Raw genomic sequence first — 16,720 nt, forward strand, 5'->3', positions numbered from 1 at the left:
TCCACTATTATTTTTTCTGCTTCTTTGACTGTTTTTATCAATTTTATGGCTGTAAGTCATAAAAACTTTACATCAAAAAAATGACTCTAATCTATAACAATTTTTTCTGTTTTTAAGATTTTTTTTATGAATTTTTTTATATTAAAAAAATTTCATAAAAAAAGGCGACAGCCGTTTTTGAACGAATGCCGCCTTTTAGACAAACAAAAACCTGATTCTAAAAGAATCAGGTTTAGGAAAAGCAAATCAAGATTCGCTTCAACTGTTTATCATCGTATTTGTATACTCTGATAAGAATGATTTCGTAATAAAATATACTGTGTTTCGTGGTATTTGTCAATCGCTTTCTTGAATTCTCTTGAGACCTTTCCATAGGCATATAAGGTCAAAATAACTGACCAAATCAGCGTTGTGACTATCTTTTTAATTAAGGGGTCAGCCAATTTAATTTCATTAGTTTATCTAAAAACACCACCAAAATTAAAGCATCTGCACTGCCACCAATACTCCAATTTTTTTCTTTGAATAAGTGATTCAATCTTTCTAAGCAAAGGGTTCCCCGTAACGTTTGTGTCCCCCCTAAAGCAAAATATTCCTGGATTAACGGTTGATATATTTCAAAAATTTGGACATTTTGACTTCGTTTAATCAAATTCGTATCCTCAACATAGAGCGATAAATAAAGGAGCGTATCAATGAGTTTTTGTTGTTGTGTGCCTTGATGTTTTTGATAATAAGGCACTCCCTGTTCAAAGACAGCGGGATAGCCTTGTTGCGCCTCACCACGGATTCCAGTCAAGCCATGCTGAACAAATAGTCGTTCACCCCAAGTTAGTTTTTCTAGCTCATTCGTAGCGAGGTTTTCAAAGTCGGCCAGTAAGTCTTGCGTCATTGTTTGAAGCGTTTGTTGAAACAATTGTAAGGTGCAAGGGGTCTCCCAAATCATTAGACGACCACAGATAGCTAAAAAAATACCTAGAGAAAAAATCGCTCCTTTATGTGTGTTGATCCCTTCTGTTGCCTCAAACATCGCTCGTTCTGCTTCTAAACCAACTTGTCGAATCGCGCGAAATGTTGCCTCAATCGGCAAATGACGTAGCTCTGTCCCAGCTTGAACGAAGGCTTCAAAATAAGGAGTCAAAACTACACTACTTTCTAAAAAAGTGAAAACATCCATATCTTGATGGGCGCCTGCATCGACTGGATCCACCAAGCCTGGTTTATTTAAACAGGTCACTTCATAGAGTAGTGCCAATTGTGCTTGCTGCGCTAATTTACTCCTTGCTTGCTTTGTCATTGCCTTTTACGTCCCTTCTTCTGTGCCGTGGTCTTTTCTTGTTTTATATAGTCTAGTACAGCATTAAAAACCGTGTCAACTACGCCGCCATCAAATACATTAGGTATGAATTTTTCTGCTGTGGGTTCTGAAATCATAGCGGCCAAGCTTCGTGCTACTGTCATTTGCAAACCGACATCGACTTTTCTGCCTTTCGCTGCCAATAACCCTTTAAAAAGACCTGGAAAAGCTAAAATGTTGTTCACTTGATTCGGATATTTGGAAGAACCAGTTGCTAATAAACGGACGCCATTGGCTTGGGCGAGGGCTGGTTCAATTTCTGGTTTAGGATTTGCTAAAGCAAAGATAATTGGGTCTTGGTTCATTGATTTAATCAGGGCTGGCGTTAGCACATCCGCTTCTGATAAGCCTAAAAAAACGTCCTGATTGACGACAGCGGTGGCTAAATCTTTGTTTTCTACTGATGGTTTTATTACCTGTCGAAGCAAAGCACGTTGGTAAGGATTCAATGTCGGGTCTTCTTCTCTTAAAACACCTTGGCGATCTACTAAGGTAAGATGCGTAATTCCCGCTTGAATACATAACTTAGCGGTCGCTACACCAGAAGCACCAACTCCGTTAATCACCACACGCAATTGATTTAAAGGTTTTCCTTTAATTTTGGCTGCGTTGATTAGCCCAGCTAAAACGACAATGGCTGTGCCTTCTTGGTCATCATGATACACAGGAATGTTCAAACGTTGTTGAAGTTTTTCTTCAATTTCAAAACATTTTGGTGCAGAAATATCTTCTAAATGGATTCCTGCAAAACTATTTTGTAAATTTTCAATTGTTTGAACCATCTCGTCAACTGATTTTTGTTCCAGTGCTAAAGGAATAGCATCGACCCCCGCCAAATTTTTATAAAGTAAAGCTTTGCCTTCAACAATTGGCAAGCCCGCTTGCGTGCCCATATTGCCGAGACCCAGAACAGCTGACCCATCTGTAATAACCGCAATTAACTTACCACTAATGGTCCACTCGCGCGCTAATTCATGATTTTGGGCAATCATTAAACTCAATTCTGCGACACCAGGTGTATACATTTTGGCTAAATCATGATGGTTTAATACCGCTTCTGTTGCTTCAAGACTTAGCACACCAATATTTTTTTGATGAATTGCTAGAACTTCTTCTAACACATTGTCACTTCCTTTCACGGGCTGCCTTTTTTCTATTTGATGAAGCAAGGGTTTGAACAACCGTTATCGTCGCTCAAACCCTTGCTTCTTTATACATTTGCGGAGCACTTGCCCGTTCTATTCTGGCAAGTCAAGTTTGACTGTCACTTTCTGTAACGGTACATCGTAAAAAGGATCTTCACGACGTCCTAAAAAGTCTTTTCCTTGTTGTGGGAACATCGCATATAATAGGACATCCTCTTCAGATTTTGCGTATTGTTGGATTTCCTTTTCTAAACTATGCAACTCTGGTTTCAATAAATCCGCTGGTCGACAAGTAATTACTTCTTCATCCCCAATGATTTTTTGCTTAATCTCTTCTGCGATAGGTGCTGGTGATTTGCCATATTCTCCGCGCACATAATCTTTGATTTCATTCGGTATTAAGGAATATCTTTCCCCAGAAATCACATTCATTAAAGCTTGTGTTCCGACCATTTGTGAAAGCGGCGTAACTAGTGGTGGATACCCTAAATCCGCTCTTACTTTAGGTACTTCAGCTAAAACTTCTTCATATTTGTCTTGTAAACCTTGCTCCGTTAATTGACTTAATAAGTTTGATAACATACCACCAGGCACTTGATAAATCAAGGTTTTCGGTTCCGTATCTTTAACTTTAGGGTTTAAAATGCCTTCACTTCTAAAACGATCACGAATCGGATTGAAATAGTCAGCAATCTCTGTTACTTTTTCCATATTTAAACCTGTTTCAAAGCCTAAATCTTCTAACGCAATGGCTACAGATTCTGTGGCTGGTTGACTCGTACCGCCAGCGAAAGAAGAGATAGCTGTATCGATGATATCCGCACCTGCTTCAGCAACTTTTAAATAGGTCATCTCAGAAATACCACTAGTCGCATGCGTATGCACCTCTAAAGGTAAATCAATGGCATCTTTCATTTTGCTCACTAATTCAAAACCCGTTTGTGGCGTCAAAACGCCTGCCATATCCTTAATACAAATGGAATCCGCTCCTGTTTGACTTAATTCTTTGGCTAATTTTACAAAGTAATCGATGGTATGAATTTCACTCGTGGTATAAGAAATCGCTGCTTGACAGTGTCCGCCAGCTTCTTTTGTTGTTTGAATTGCTGTTTGTAAATTACGGACATCATTCAAGGCATCGAAAATACGAATAATATCAATCCCATTTTCAACTGATTTTTCGACAAAGGCCCGCACCACATCATCAGCGTAATGACGATATCCTAGTAAATTTTGTCCTCGTAATAACATTTGAAGTTTGGTATTTTTAACTTCTTTGCGAATTTGGCGAAGACGTTCCCAAGGATCCTCGTTTAAATAGCGGACACAGGAATCAAACGTTGCCCCGCCCCACATTTCTAATGCATGAAATCCTGCCTCGTCCATTGTTTTAATAATCGGCAGCATATCTGAGGTTGGCATCCGTGTTGCAATTAAACTTTGTTGTCCATCCCGTAGCACCGTTTCTGTAAAACGAATTTTTTTACTCACTTGGCTGCTCCTTTCGTGTCAAAATTATTTCTGTTATTTTTTCTTGCATTGCTTCAAGACTGTGACGTCGATTTCGTCCACAGACTTTCGCCTCTTCTTGGCAAATAAAACAGCGCCGTGGTGGCAAGCCTAAATCTCCTCGATGAAGGCTTTTTAGTTCTTCATTTCCCCATAAAACATCTAGGTCCACTAAACGACCATAAGGATGTGTTTCTTCAATTTTGACCATTCTTTGTTTTAATTCTTGTGGGGCTAACGAAACCGCCAAATAATATTCAGGACCTGTCTTTTCATTCCGGTAAAAATTAACAATCGGTACTTGATCCAGCAATTGTTGCTCGACTTCGTCAATTACTTCTAAAAAAACAGCCGTTAAGGTGGGCGAATTTTTCACTTCTCCAGGAATATTCATTGTGGCAGATAAGAGACTAGCTTCTGGTGCTGTTTCTAACAACTCCTTCTGTGTGGCAGCTCTTTGTTCGCGAGCATCCAACATCTCTAAAAGTGTTACTTTTTCCCCATTAAACATTGCGTACCACATCAATTAGACTACCATCTCGGTATTCAATTAACGCAACGACTTTGTCTCCATATTTAATTGGTTCCGGGGTGCCAACAATGTTGTAGGCTTTGTCTTTCAACTCTTCTAACGTAAACTGAGGAACATCTAAAGTTTTAAAACAATCAATTAAGTCTGTTCTTTTTGGATTGATTGCAATGCCGACTTCTGTTACTACGACATCGACACTCGTACCTGGTGTAACGACTGTATTTACTTGCTCAACAATTGTTGGAATCCGTCCACGAACAAGTGGTGCAATCACTAGACTCATTTTACAAGCCATACTTGTATCGGAATGTCCGCCAGAAGCACCACGGATAACACCATCTGAACCAGTAATGACATTTACATTAAAATCTGTGTCCACTTCTAAAGCAGATAAAATAGCTGTGTCTAATTGATTAATAACCGCCCCTTTGCTAAGCGGTGAAGCATACATATTGGCATCAATTTCATAATGATTGGCATTTTCCCCTAAAGAAATAGCTGATGGATGATCAAAGTCTTGGACGTCAATAATTTTTTCTACTAAGCCTTCTTCCAAAAGTTCCACCATTGCATTCGTAATTCCGCCTAAAGCGAAACTTGCTTTAATACCATCTTTAAGCATTTGTTCTCTCATGAACCGCGTAACTGCTAGTGAAGAGCCACCTGTTCCTGTTTGGAATGAGAAGCCTTCTTTGTAGTAAGGAGAATGTGTAATTATTTTTGCGGCATATTCAGCAATCAATAATTCTTTGGGATTCTTTGTAAAACGTGTTGCGCCTTTGGCAATTCCATCTGGATCACCAATTGCATCAATTTCTACCACATAATCAACATCTGTTTGTGGAATACTGATAGGGGTATTAGGATATGGTACTAATGTGTCAGTAATGATGACCACTTGATCCGCATATTTTGCATCGACCATCGCATATCCAAGAGAACCACAGGTAGCTTTTCCTTTGGTTCCATTCGCATTTCCATAAGCGTCTGAACTTGGTGCACCTAAGAAAGCTACATCAATATGGATATCGCCTGCTGCTACTGCCCGTGCCCGGCCACCATGTGAACGAATCACCACAGGATTTTCCATGATACCTGCTGAAATAGCGGCGCCTACTTTATCTCTCAAACCTGAAGAAGTAATGTTGGTGACTACTCCATTTTTAATGTGTTCGATCAAAGGTTCATGAACATTTGCAATTGAACTAGGTGCAATCGAAATGTTTTTCAGCCCCATGGCGGCAATCTCGGCTAAAACTAAATTCATCACATAGTCTCCTTCACGGAAATGGTGATGGAAAGAGATGGTCATGCCATCTTTTAAACCTGTTTTTTCAATTGCTTCACGAATACTTCCTAAAAGTTTTGTCTCCCGAGGTTTCACTGGTTTAATTGCTCGGCTCGCTTCTTGATAAGCATCAATGTGTGCTAATTCTCCTTCATAAATGCCGTATTGCTCTGCATAAGATTGAGGAATGTCTTTGCCTACTTTATTTACTACCATGTCTATATTTCCTCCTCGGTAATTAATTTAGCCGCCAATGCTAACGCAATGACCCGTTCAGCTCGTTCAACAATTGGTTTATCAACCATTTTTCCATTTACGGAGATAACACCGGAACCTTTTGCTTCGGCTTCCCGAATGCCCCAGATTACTTCCTTAGCATTCTGGATTTCTTTTTCTGTTGGCGCATAAATAGTATTAACTAATGGGATTTGACGAGGGTTAATCACCGATTTCCCATCGAAACCTAGCTGTTTAATCAAACGAACTTCGGCTTCAAAGCCTTCCGTATTGTCTACATCTGAATAGACCGTATCAATAGCTGCAATCCCAGCTGCTCGAGCGGCATGTAAAATCATGCTACGAGCAAAGAATAGTTCTTGGCCATCTGGATGGCGCCGTGTTTTCATATTGGTAACATAGTCTTCGGCGCCTAATGCGATGCCAATCAAGCGAGTTGAACTTTTGGCAATCGCGGGCGCATTTAGAACGCCTTCAGCCGATTCGATGGCAGCCATCATTTTCGTTGTTCCTACGGGAATGTCATTTTGCTGTTCTACTTCTGTAATGACTGCCTCGACATCAATGATATCTTGGGCTGTTTCTGTTTTTGGTAAACGAATCACATCGACACCAGCTAAGACCATTGCTTCAATATCTTCTGCGCCACCGGCATCTAAAGCATTGATCCGAACAACAATTTCAATATTGCCATAATCGAAAGTTTTCAAAGCAGAATGGACTAAAACACGGGCAGAGTCTTTTTCTTTTAATGAAACTGCATCTTCTAAATCAAACATGATTGAATCTGCCCCATACAAAGGTGCATCTCTTAGCATTGCTGCGTTCGCTCCAGGGACAAACATCATTGTTCTTCTTAAACGTTCCATGAGTCCAACTCCTTCCAATCATACGTTTCTTTTTCAGCGCCTCGATGTAAAACTGTAATCATCCGAGCTTTGATCGTACAATCTAATGCCCCTTTATCAATCGCCTTGACCGCAACGCCTTGGACATCTAAATGTTCCAAAGTTGTCGTAATCACCTGACGAATTTGATTGCCAAATTGTTTTTCGACACTACTTTCTAATTCAATGGTATTTTCTGTTGATTCAATGGGTTGGACGGTAATCATAATATCACTTGATTCTACTGTCCCTGCAGTAGCATTTTTGATAATCTTCACTTTCTTCACCTCATTAGTTTCTTGTGTTCTACTAAGTATTGATAACTTGTTGCTGGTAAAAACTTCTTGAGTGTCTCTTTGTCGCCTTCAGCCATCGCTTTGCGAACTTTCGTCGCACTAATCAGCTCTCCATCAATCGCTAATCGCGGGACAATGGTTAGCGTTATCGTTTGTCCGAAAACTTGTTGCATTGCTTGATTGTAGACATCGGTCACTTCTGAATAAGGCTCTTCTCCCACATAACGTTGCTGAATTTCAAGTATTGGCGCAATTCTTTCTTTAAATAACGTTGCATCAAGCGTTGCTTGAATTGCAGCTACCTCTAATGGCGCTTTTTCTTTCAAAAAATAGGTAGGAAAAGTCGCAGACGAAACTAAGTAATCTTCTGTAGATAGGACTGTCACATTGGGTAAATGGGCGACCCCTTTTTGCACCATTGCGAAACGTGCTTCTTTTGAAAACAGCGATTTATCTTCAGATAAAACAAACACATAAACGTGTGGACTTTCTTTGGCTGCTTTTTCGACTAAGTACTGATGGCCTTTCGTAAAAGGATTTGCATTCATGACAATGCTACTGGCTGGCCCTGCTTTTTTATGCTGTGTCAGGTAACCAAGATAATCGGCAAAATCTGGTTTGCCTTGCTCCATAAATAGCACCTCTTGATTCGCAACCACTTTTTGAAAGCCTAGCGACTGAAAAATTTGTTCATTTTTTGGTTTTGTATACAAAAAACTGTGTAATTGGTTTTCTTCTCTCAGTTTTTCAAGTAGATGAACCACCAATTGGGTTAACAAGTTTTCAGATTGATATTTTTTACAAACGGCCACGCACTTAATCGTTTTGCCTGAAAGCGAGCCAGAGGCTATTAATGCTGTGTCATCATATATGCCAACGGTGTAATCAAGTGCTTCTGTCGTTTGCAATGCGGCTTTTTCCATTAATTCGCGCCAAGCTTGATAAGCTTTTTTATCTTTTTGCAACCAGATTCTTTTCATTGTATATACGCTGCTCACAGCAATAACCTCCTTTATTTTTTAATTGGAAATAATTTTGTTAGTAATTTAGATGCTAGATAAATGATAAATAAAACAACGAAAACGCCGCCCCAACCAAAACCTAACAGTTCAAAAGCAATTTTTAAATCTTCCATGTTAACAGACATGTATTCGTTCTCCTTTCCGTCCTATGTTAAAAAGGCTAATAGTAAGCCGCCAGCAATTACAGAAGCGATTTGTCCTGAAACGTTGGCACCAGCAGCATGCATTAAAATAAAGTTTTGTGGGTCTTCATCTGTAGCCATTTTTTGAATGACCCGACTAGACATTGGGAAAGCGGAAATACCCGCAGCACCAATCATTGGATTGATTTTTTCTTTTCTAAATAGATTCAAGAATTTAGCAAAAAGTACGCCGCCGACTGAGTCCATAATAAAGGCGACTAACCCTAAGCCAATAACCATCAATGTATCGACTTTTAAGAACTCTGCATAGTTCATGCTAACGGAAATAGATAGTCCTAGCAAGATACTAATAATATTTACCAATTCATTTTGAGCTGTAATGGATAAACGATCCAAAACGCCACATTCTCTTAATAAGTTCCCAAACATTAAGAAACCAACTAATGGTAATGACACCGGCGCAATTAACCCTGCGACAATCGTAATAACAACCGGGAAAAGAATTTTCGCTGTTTGAGAAACTTCACCAGCCCGATAAGTCATACGGATACGACGTTCGGCTTTCGTCGTCACTGCTTTAATCGCTACTGGTTGAATAATCGGAACTAACGCCATGTAGGAGTAAGCGGCAACCATTATGGCCCCCATGTATTTTGAATGTAAGGTATTTGCTACGAAAATAGACGTTGGACCATCAGCGGCACCAATAATCCCAATCGAAGCAGCATCGTTTAAATCAAAACCTAATAAAACAGCCATAATAACTGTAAAGAAAATCCCAAACTGTGCAGCGGCACCAAACATCAACATAAACGGATTTTGTAACAATGGACCGAAATCAATCATTGCCCCAATCCCAATAAATAATAATAACGGGAATAACTCTGTTTTTATTCCAAAATCAAAAAGAACATTAAACGGACCTGGCTCGCCGCCAGCGCTCAATACGCCGGAATTGGGAAAGTTCACTAAAATCGTTCCTAAACCCATCGGCACTAAAAGTGTTGGTTCATACTCTTTTTTTATTCCTAAATACATTAATAGTCCACCAATCAGCATCATCACAATGCGTCCTGGTTCTTGGCCCATTCCTATAACACCTTGAATCAGTGTCTCCACACAAATCACTTCCTCTTCTTAAATTAATTCTAGTTAATTGTTATTAATGGTTCCCCTGGATTCACAATTTGGCCTTGGGTAACATGAATTCCTGTTACCGTACCTGCTTTTCCTGCAACGATTTCATTTTCCATCTTCATTGCTTCTAAAATTAACAATGGTTGGTTCTCAGACACCGTATCACCAACATTGACTAATACTTTTAACACAGTTCCTGGCATTGGCGCAGGCATTGCATCTGCTCCTGCTGGGGCGGCTGGCTGTGCTGCTGGCGCTGGGGCTTCTTCAACAGCAGGGGCTGGTGTTTCTGTCGTAGCAACTGGCGCTGTTGGTTGTGGCGCAACAGGTGCTGGTTGTGGGACGCCACCGATTTCTTCCATCTCGACTAAATATTCTTTCCCATCAATTGAAATTTTAAATTTGCGTAACATAATGATCCTCCTCAAGGTTTTGTTTTGAAATTCTTTTGACAACTAGCTGAGACTCTTCTGAAAGCTCTGCAGCTATACTGGCTGCAATAATGGCAACTTCTTTTGCTTCTGGATTTCGTTTTGCGATTTTTTTGATAACAAAACGACTTTCTGGAAACTCTCCTGCTGCGATGGCAGTGGCCACAATACTTACCAATTGATATTCTTTTGGCTCAGCAGGAATATATGCTGGTATATCTATCCATCGCTTTTCCAAGTTATCCGCTTCACGTCGGATAACGCTTTCATTAATCTCGGTATCCTGCGTGTGTTGCTCTTTCTTGAATAAGGACTTAAATAGGCCCATATTGTCTCTCCTTTCACTAATTCTTGGTATACGTTCATTATAGAAAAAACCGTTAAAAAACCTAGTGAAAACACTAGCTCAGATTGTTCTTTTATTGTTTATTTTGTGAAAAAAACTCTGTAAACATTGGTATATAAGCATTTATCAGCCGTTAAGATTCTATTAATATTATATTAAGTTATTAATAAGAATTTGATTGTTGAATTGTTTTTTTGATGTTCTTTTTGTTTTAGGCTATTTATTCTCTGCGAAAGTTTGTATATTCTCACACTATAGACAAACACAAAAAATATTTTTTGTTGTAAACCAGAATACTGTGAAACATTTCTCATGGCTATTCTTTTTTATTAACACCGGTTGTTAACGCTTACAAAAAAGTTCTAAAAAAGAAAGGAAGAAAAACATGTTACTCACTATTTTAGCTTATGGTATGATTATCATCTTTATGTATGTAATCATGAAAAAGAAATTGTCACCGTTTACATCTTTAGTAATTATTCCTCTTATTTTTACTTTGATTGCAATTGCAACTGGAGTAGCGAGTCCGCCACCTGGTGCTGACGGTGTTGTCCCTGAAGTCAACATTGGGAATTTCGTCTTAGATGGGATTTCAACTACTTCAAAAACTGGTATTATGTTATTATTTGCCATTCTTTACTTCTCTATTATGTTGGATGCTGGTTTGTTTGACCCAATCACTAAAAAAATGATTTACTTTGCTAAAGGCGACCCAATGAAAGTCTTGATGGCTACTGCGGTAGTTGCTGCTGCTGTTTCCTTAAACGGAGATGGAACAACTACGACCTTGATTTGCTGTTCTGCGTTTATTCCCATCTACAAAAAACTTAATATGAAATTGATGAATTTAGGTGTGCTTGTTATCTTACAAAACACCATTATGAACTTATTACCTTGGGGCGGTCCAACAGCTCGTGCCATGGCCGTACTAGAAGTTGATGCCGACATTCTTTCTTATTTAGCACCTGGTATGATTTTATCTGTATTGTATGTTATCTTCTTTGTTGCTTATCGCATGGGGAAAAAAGAACGTGCTCGCTTAGGCGTGACAACGCTTACTGATAAAGAATTGGAAGAAATGACTATTGTTAACGATCCTGAGTTATTAGAAATTCGTCGTCCAAAGAATTTTGCATTCAATGGTATTTTAACGATTGTCTTAATCGGATGGTTAGTCCTAAGTTCATTCGTTGGTCAATTAGGTTTGCCTTCGTGGATTGAAATGCCACCGTTATTATTATTCCTAGTTGGTACTTGTATCGCTTTAATGATCAACTATCCAAAATTAAAAGATCAAAGCAGCCGTATCAGTGCAAATGCTGGTGATGCTGTGCAAGTAGTTATCTTAGTTTTTGCTGCTGGCGTCTTCATGGGCTTATTCCAAGGTTCTGGTATGGCCAATGCCTTAGCAAATAGCTTTGTTAATATTATTCCAAAACAATTAGCCGGCGCTTGGGGCTTAGTGATTGCGTTCATTTCAGCACCAGGAACATTCTTTATTTCAAACGATGGTTTCTATTTCGGTGTCTTACCAGTCCTAGCAGAAGCTGGACGTTCTTATGGATTTGACAATATGTCTATGGCTTTAGCTTCCTTAATGGGGCAAGCGTTCCACTTATTAAGTCCATTAGTGGCATTTATTTACTTGCTATTACGTTTAACTGGTTTAGATATGGGCCAATGGCAAAAAGAATCGGCAAAATATGCCTTAGGAATTTTCGTTATTTTCGTTGTTACAATTGTTGCTTTAGGTCACATGCCTTTATTTATTCCACAAAATTAAACGTCGTCGCTGAAACCGTAGGAGTGCCTTTTCTCCTCGGTTTTCTTTTCATTTTGTCTTTTCTTGCGTTATATTTTCATTTTTAATATTATATTTATTATCTATAAAAATAACCTATAGGGAGGTGCCTCATATGAATCCAACGGTTGAAGCAGTAAAACGGAACTTAGATTTAACCAGCAGTAAACCTCTAAAAATTTGTACCTACGAAGCCTTTAAAAAAACCATTATTTTAGGGGATATTCCTGCGGGTGAACGGATTAACGAAAAAGAATTTTCCGAGCAATTAAACATTAGTCGGACGCCCATTCGCTTTGCTTTACAAGAATTGGTCAAAGAACAATTGGTGGAACATATACCTATGGTGGGTATCGTGGTTAAAGGGATTAGTATGAAAGATGCTTATGAAATTTATGATATTCGTAAATCTTTGGACACTTTAGCAACCATTAAAGCCATGGAACTCATGACACCAGAAGATTTTGATGAATTGGAAGCCTTACTTCTCGAAGGAGAACAATACAATAAAAATAACCAAGTAGATGACTTACTACAGAACTTTTCAGATTTTAATTCCTTTATTTATACTAAGAGTCAGATGCTACGTTTAAAAAAAATTGTGACTGATCTCCATGCTTACTTAATCTATTTCAGAGATATTGCGATTCGTGCCTCAGAACGTCGTAGTATTGCCCTAGAAGAACATTGGTTAATTTTCCGCGGAATGAAAACAAAGAATATTGACCAGATCACACTTTTAACCCATGAACATCTAAATCGTTCGCTTCAATTTATTTTGAAAGAAATGGAACGTCGGCAAATTGAATAAGCAAAAAAGACCCGCAGTCGCTCGTGCAGCTGCGGGCCTTTTTTCATTTTTTTTGTACGCAACCATCTGGCGTAAAGGTATAACCAATGCCCCAAACGGTCCGAAGGTAACAAGGTTCTTTCGGGTTTTCTTCTAATTTACTTCGTAAACGATTAATAAAAACCATAATCGTATTCGCATCGACATCCCCAGTACCCCAAACACTGCTGTAAATTTGTTCTTTAGAGAATACTTGCTCGGGATTCTCCAGAAAAAATTGAATTAATTGAACTTCTTTCGAAGACAATGAAATAGGTAAATCCTTTTTAAATAGTTGATAACGACCATAATCAAAACGGAAATCGCCTACCTGTAGCTCTTCTTTTTTATAAACATTCAATTGTTTTCGAATCATTCGAGCTCGATTCAACGAAGCAATCACCTGAGCCTTAAAAACATTCAAGGAAAAAGGTTTCGTTATATAACTATCCACGCCCATTTCCAAGGCTGCAATAATATCCTCTTCTTCTTTTTTGCTACTAAAAAAGATAATTGGCACTAGTGGATATTTCTCTCTAATCATTTGGACTAAGTAGTAACCATCGCTGTCATGTTCCAAGTTATCATCTAAAATGAACAAATCAAAGGTAACTCTGGACACGATATCTTTTGTTTTTTCAATTGATTCACTTTGGTAAATAAGAATACCTGTTGATTGTAATGCTTTCCAAATCAAGCGACGAACTGCTGCATCATCATCTACAACCAGTATTTTCTCCGTACGCATACCTGTTGCTCCCCCTACGTCTCTTTACAAAACTTTTTCATTTGAATTTACTACTGGAGTAATTACTGATTATCATAACATAAAAAAAGAAACGAAGACGGCTAAAAAATCATTTAACAAAGAAACGTTAGCAACTATTCAGTCCCTGCTGAGAGTTGCCAACGTTTCTTTGTTTGTTTAAAAATACTTCTTAACTGGTTCAACCACTAAATACCGATAAGGTTCATCCCCTTCAGAATGGGTTTTGATTTGCTCATCTTTACTTAGCGTGTGATGAATTTGTTTTCTTTCAAAAGCCGGCATTGGTTCCAAGAAGACTGGCCGCCCAGTACGTTTGGCTTTTTCCGCGGTGCGTTTCGCTAAACGTTCCAAAATTTCATGACGTTTTTCACGATAATTTCCGACATTCACAACAATCGATAGCTTATTGCTTGCAATGCGGTGAATAAAGACTTGCGCTAAATACTGTAACGCATTTAACACTTTTCCGTGTTTTCCAATTAAGATACCTTGTTTTTCTGTTTCTAAATGGAAGATAATATTGCCATTCTCGCGCGCTATGCGAACCATGGCAGGGGCGTTCAGTTCATTTGAAATATTCGTTAAATACATCGCTAATTCAGTAATAGCAGCTTCGTCTTCCAGATTTTCTAAAGAATGTGTTGATTCCTCTGAGAGACTAGGAATTGCTTCGGTTAATTCCTCAACTGCTTCTTCCACTGCTGTTGCTTCATCGGCAACAACAATATCTTCCACTGTTTCTTCGACCGCTTCTGTGACTTGCTCACTAATCGTTGGTTCCATTGAAATTTGGGCAAGTTTTTTTCCTAGACCTAAAAATCCTTTTTTTCCTTCGTCTAACACATCAATTGTAACATCCTCTTTGGTTAAACCAAGTGCTTGTAAGCCTTTCTGCGTTGCTTCTTCGATTGTATTTCCTTCATAAATCGGCATCTGAACGACCTCCTTTATTTTTTCTTCCCTTTTTTCTTAGGACTTTTTGCTCGTTCAAGCGCTCGCTCCCGTGCTTTGGCTTGACGTGCTGCTTCCTCCCGCTCTTTACGGATTTTGAATGGATTGTTTAATAACAATGTTTGCCCTGTTTGGAAGGCATTTGAGACCACCCAGTAAAGAGATAAACTGCTGGCTAATGAAATCCCCATAAAGAAGATCATCGCTGGCATAACGTAATTCATAATTTTCAGTGAGGCATTTGTTTCTAGTTGGCTCATACTTGAAAGATACGTACTAGCAAACGTAAAGACAGCTGCTAAAATCGGTAAAATTAAATACGGATCCGGCTTATCGAGGCTTAACCACAAGAACGTTCCTTCTTTTAACTCAGGCACGCGTGAAATGGCTTGATACAAAGCCATCATGATTGGTAGTTGAACCAACAGTGGTAAACAGCCAATGTAAGGATTCACATTATTCTCTGCATACAAACGTTGCTGTTCTTCTCGGAATAAGCGTTGTGTTTCAGGATCTTTTGAAGAATATTTTTGTTGCAAGGCCTTTAATTGCGGTTGCAACTCTTGTGTTTTACGCATACTCTTCGTTTGGAAATGCATCAACGGCAATAAAATAATCCGGATGACTAACGTAAATAGGATAATCCCAATTCCGACACTGCCGCCTAATGATAGAAACTTAATCGCTTGGGCAAAATAATAAACAATGTATCGATCCCAAATTCCTGTACTACTTTCACTTACGGGCGCGGTTCCGCAGGCGGATAAAACAAAGACTAAGGTCACTAACCCAGCCATTAATAATAAGCGCTTATACTTCTTCACTACTCAATTCCCTCTCTTACATCTAATATTTTAGCTAAATTTAACACATGTGTTAAATTAGCTTTCACTTCTTCAGACGATAACTTTTCCAATCCTGGACGTGCAATCACGATAAAATCAATTTCTGGAGAGATACGGTCTTTTAATTGAAATAAACTCGCGCGGATTTTCCGCTTCACAGCATTTCTTGTGACCGCGTTTCCAATTTTCTTCCCAACAGAAATCCCCACTCGAAAATGGACTTGTTGTGGTTTCTCTAAAACGTACACCACGAAACGACGATTTGCACAAGATTGTTTTTTATTAAACACCTGTTGAAATTCTTTTTCTTTCTTGACACGGTAGGACTTTTTCATCGGCATCCCTTTGTTTCTATATTTTTTTACTTCTTAATAATAATAGCATATTTCCGCTCTTTTTTAGTAGCCTTTTCTATAGAATCCTGCTTTCTTTTATTGAAAACAGAAAAAGAACCCTTAGTTATCTTCACATCTTCCAAAAAATTATGGAGATAACTAAGGGTTCTTAGAAATTGACTGTTTAAAAGACCAGACCATCATTAAGCAGAAATAACTTTTCTACCTTTACGACGACGGCTTGCTAATACGCGACGGCCATTTTTAGTGCTCATACGTTTACGGAATCCGTGAACTTTTTGGCGTTTACGTTTGTTTGGTTGATACGTTCTTTTCATGCAATTACACCTCCTGAAATTGTAACTATCCATCAATATATAGACATACTTTGATAGTATAACGAGTAATAGGGTCTTTTGTCAATAAAATTTAAGAAATATTTCCTGAGAAAGATTCGTTTCAATTATCCACAAATTAAATTTTCCTGTGAGTAGCTTGTGGATAGTTTTCCACATTTTTTTCTGTTCACAGCCATTTTTCCACTAGTTTTACACAAAAAAACAGCCTGTTAAAAAGTTTTACACAGGTGTTTTTTTAGCTGTTGATAAGTTATTGAAACATGATTGTGTCAAGCTTAATTATTCTCAACTTTTTGTGGATAACTCATTCAACAACCACTTTCTTCCGCAAGTGTCGACACCCTGTGGAAAACTTTTTTCACCCTTGTGTACTTTTTTTCCACATTGAACAATTGCTTGTGGAAAAAGTTTTAAAAAAATGCTAAAATCGACTATGCTCATTCTTTTAAGTTATCCACATTTTTTAGATAACCAAAATTTAAACATATAGGAGGTCACTGT

The 16,720-nt window shown here is 38.5% G+C and carries 19 protein-coding genes; 2 read left to right on the top strand and 17 right to left on the bottom strand.

The features are described 5' to 3' along the window. Positions 1-427 precede the first annotated feature (427 nt). The 12 genes from citG to IGK03_RS13490 all read right to left on the bottom strand — a co-directional run bounded on the left by citG (position 428) and on the right by IGK03_RS13490 (position 10,312). Positions 428-1,297 carry a triphosphoribosyl-dephospho-CoA synthase CitG gene (citG, locus tag IGK03_RS13435; protein WP_033625231.1) on the bottom strand — a complete coding sequence of 290 codons (870 nt, stop codon included), beginning with the start codon at positions 1,295-1,297 and terminating at the stop codon, positions 428-430. Further along, entirely contained in the window at positions 1,294-2,478 is a 1,185-nt protein-coding gene (locus IGK03_RS13440) for an NAD(P)-dependent malic enzyme (protein ID WP_010707911.1), read from the bottom strand. Before IGK03_RS13440 ends, citG begins: the two co-directional genes overlap by 4 nt. Before the next feature lie 117 nt (positions 2,479-2,595). Beyond that, entirely contained in the window at positions 2,596-3,993 is a 1,398-nt protein-coding gene (locus IGK03_RS13445) for an oxaloacetate decarboxylase subunit alpha (RefSeq protein WP_002355994.1), read from the bottom strand. Next, on the bottom strand, positions 3,986-4,522 hold the full coding sequence (gene citX, locus IGK03_RS13450) for a citrate lyase holo-[acyl-carrier protein] synthase (protein ID WP_002390266.1): 537 nt from the start codon (positions 4,520-4,522) through the stop codon (positions 3,986-3,988). Before citX ends, IGK03_RS13445 begins: the two co-directional genes overlap by 8 nt. After that, positions 4,515-6,047: a citrate lyase subunit alpha gene (citF, locus tag IGK03_RS13455; protein ID WP_002355996.1), complete on the bottom strand. Its 1,533-nt coding sequence runs from the start codon at positions 6,045-6,047 to the stop codon at positions 4,515-4,517. Before citF ends, citX begins: the two co-directional genes overlap by 8 nt. Positions 6,048-6,049: 2 nt before the next feature. Beyond that, positions 6,050-6,937: a citrate (pro-3S)-lyase subunit beta gene (gene citE, locus IGK03_RS13460; protein ID WP_002355998.1), complete on the bottom strand. Its 888-nt coding sequence runs from the start codon at positions 6,935-6,937 to the stop codon at positions 6,050-6,052. Further along, positions 6,925-7,233: a citrate lyase acyl carrier protein gene (citD, locus tag IGK03_RS13465; protein ID WP_002355999.1), complete on the bottom strand. Its 309-nt coding sequence runs from the start codon at positions 7,231-7,233 to the stop codon at positions 6,925-6,927. The genes citE and citD overlap by 13 nt, the downstream gene beginning before the upstream one ends. A gap of 5 nt (positions 7,234-7,238) precedes the next feature. Further along, complete coding sequence (gene citC / locus IGK03_RS13470; RefSeq protein WP_071646868.1) at positions 7,239-8,231, bottom strand: [citrate (pro-3S)-lyase] ligase; 993 nt, start codon at positions 8,229-8,231, stop codon at positions 7,239-7,241. 32 nt (positions 8,232-8,263) lie between these two features. Further along, on the bottom strand, positions 8,264-8,398 hold the full coding sequence (locus IGK03_RS13475; RefSeq protein WP_002356001.1) for an OadG-related small transporter subunit: 135 nt from the start codon (positions 8,396-8,398) through the stop codon (positions 8,264-8,266). Between the two features lie 21 nt (positions 8,399-8,419). Continuing rightward, positions 8,420-9,535, bottom strand: coding sequence for a sodium ion-translocating decarboxylase subunit beta (locus IGK03_RS13480; protein WP_002383526.1), 1,116 nt, complete (start codon positions 9,533-9,535; stop codon positions 8,420-8,422). A gap of 29 nt (positions 9,536-9,564) precedes the next feature. Beyond that, positions 9,565-9,966: an acetyl-CoA carboxylase biotin carboxyl carrier protein subunit gene (locus IGK03_RS13485; RefSeq protein ID WP_002363547.1), complete on the bottom strand. Its 402-nt coding sequence runs from the start codon at positions 9,964-9,966 to the stop codon at positions 9,565-9,567. Next, positions 9,950-10,312: a hypothetical protein gene (locus IGK03_RS13490; RefSeq protein ID WP_010707913.1), complete on the bottom strand. Its 363-nt coding sequence runs from the start codon at positions 10,310-10,312 to the stop codon at positions 9,950-9,952. The genes IGK03_RS13485 and IGK03_RS13490 overlap by 17 nt, the downstream gene beginning before the upstream one ends. Before the next feature lie 403 nt (positions 10,313-10,715). On the opposite strand from IGK03_RS13490, the gene IGK03_RS13495 reads away from it, so the two are divergent. Together IGK03_RS13495 and IGK03_RS13500 are read left to right on the top strand one after the other, a co-directional pair. Next, positions 10,716-12,113 (top strand): CitMHS family transporter, encoded by a 1,398-nt coding sequence (locus IGK03_RS13495; protein WP_002356005.1) that lies wholly within the window; start codon positions 10,716-10,718, stop codon positions 12,111-12,113. 133 nt (positions 12,114-12,246) lie between these two features. Further along, positions 12,247-12,942 carry a GntR family transcriptional regulator gene (locus tag IGK03_RS13500; protein ID WP_002356006.1) on the top strand — a complete coding sequence of 232 codons (696 nt, stop codon included), beginning with the start codon at positions 12,247-12,249 and terminating at the stop codon, positions 12,940-12,942. Positions 12,943-12,985: 43 nt separating this feature from the next. On the opposite strand, the gene IGK03_RS13505 is transcribed toward IGK03_RS13500, so the two are convergent. The 5 genes from IGK03_RS13505 to rpmH all read right to left on the bottom strand — a co-directional run bounded on the left by IGK03_RS13505 (position 12,986) and on the right by rpmH (position 16,198). Next, positions 12,986-13,708, bottom strand: a complete 723-nt coding sequence (locus IGK03_RS13505) for a response regulator transcription factor (protein ID WP_002363545.1) — start codon at positions 13,706-13,708, stop codon at positions 12,986-12,988. A 177-nt stretch (positions 13,709-13,885) separates the two neighbouring features. Further along, positions 13,886-14,662: an RNA-binding cell elongation regulator Jag/EloR gene (gene jag, locus IGK03_RS13510; RefSeq protein ID WP_002361456.1), complete on the bottom strand. Its 777-nt coding sequence runs from the start codon at positions 14,660-14,662 to the stop codon at positions 13,886-13,888. Between the two features lie 14 nt (positions 14,663-14,676). After that, positions 14,677-15,504 (bottom strand): YidC/Oxa1 family membrane protein insertase, encoded by an 828-nt coding sequence (locus IGK03_RS13515; protein ID WP_002356010.1) that lies wholly within the window; start codon positions 15,502-15,504, stop codon positions 14,677-14,679. Then, positions 15,504-15,860, bottom strand: a complete 357-nt coding sequence (gene rnpA, locus IGK03_RS13520; protein ID WP_033625232.1) for a ribonuclease P protein component — start codon at positions 15,858-15,860, stop codon at positions 15,504-15,506. Before rnpA ends, IGK03_RS13515 begins: the two co-directional genes overlap by 1 nt. 203 nt (positions 15,861-16,063) lie before the next feature. Then, on the bottom strand, positions 16,064-16,198 hold the full coding sequence (gene rpmH / locus IGK03_RS13525; protein ID WP_002356012.1) for a 50S ribosomal protein L34: 135 nt from the start codon (positions 16,196-16,198) through the stop codon (positions 16,064-16,066). Between the last annotated feature and the right edge of the window lie 522 nt (positions 16,199-16,720).

Origin of the sequence: Enterococcus sp. DIV2453a (assembly GCF_050533535.1) — a bacterium.
GTDB classification, from domain to species: Bacteria; Bacillota; Bacilli; order Lactobacillales; family Enterococcaceae; genus Enterococcus; species Enterococcus faecalis.

Excerpts from the sequence above, each read along its gene's own strand:
- citG (WP_033625231.1), bottom strand. The coding sequence starts at position 1,297 with ATGACAAAGCAAGCAAGGAGTAAATTAGCGCAGCAAGCACAATTGGCA.
- citX (WP_002390266.1), bottom strand. The coding sequence starts at position 4,522 with ATGTTTAATGGGGAAAAAGTAACACTTTTAGAGATGTTGGATGCTCGC.
- citF (WP_002355996.1), bottom strand. The coding sequence starts at position 6,047 with ATGGTAGTAAATAAAGTAGGCAAAGACATTCCTCAATCTTATGCAGAG.
- citE (WP_002355998.1), bottom strand. The coding sequence starts at position 6,937 with ATGGAACGTTTAAGAAGAACAATGATGTTTGTCCCTGGAGCGAACGCA.
- citC (WP_071646868.1), bottom strand. The coding sequence starts at position 8,231 with ATGAAAAGAATCTGGTTGCAAAAAGATAAAAAAGCTTATCAAGCTTGG.
- IGK03_RS13475 (WP_002356001.1), bottom strand. The coding sequence starts at position 8,398 with ATGTCTGTTAACATGGAAGATTTAAAAATTGCTTTTGAACTGTTAGGT.
- IGK03_RS13485 (WP_002363547.1), bottom strand. The coding sequence starts at position 9,966 with ATGTTACGCAAATTTAAAATTTCAATTGATGGGAAAGAATATTTAGTC.
- IGK03_RS13490 (WP_010707913.1), bottom strand. The coding sequence starts at position 10,312 with ATGGGCCTATTTAAGTCCTTATTCAAGAAAGAGCAACACACGCAGGAT.
- IGK03_RS13495 (WP_002356005.1), top strand. The coding sequence starts at position 10,716 with ATGTTACTCACTATTTTAGCTTATGGTATGATTATCATCTTTATGTAT.
- IGK03_RS13500 (WP_002356006.1), top strand. The coding sequence starts at position 12,247 with ATGAATCCAACGGTTGAAGCAGTAAAACGGAACTTAGATTTAACCAGC.
- IGK03_RS13505 (WP_002363545.1), bottom strand. The coding sequence starts at position 13,708 with ATGCGTACGGAGAAAATACTGGTTGTAGATGATGATGCAGCAGTTCGT.
- jag (WP_002361456.1), bottom strand. The coding sequence starts at position 14,662 with ATGCCGATTTATGAAGGAAATACAATCGAAGAAGCAACGCAGAAAGGC.
- rnpA (WP_033625232.1), bottom strand. The coding sequence starts at position 15,860 with ATGAAAAAGTCCTACCGTGTCAAGAAAGAAAAAGAATTTCAACAGGTG.
- rpmH (WP_002356012.1), bottom strand. The coding sequence starts at position 16,198 with ATGAAAAGAACGTATCAACCAAACAAACGTAAACGCCAAAAAGTTCAC.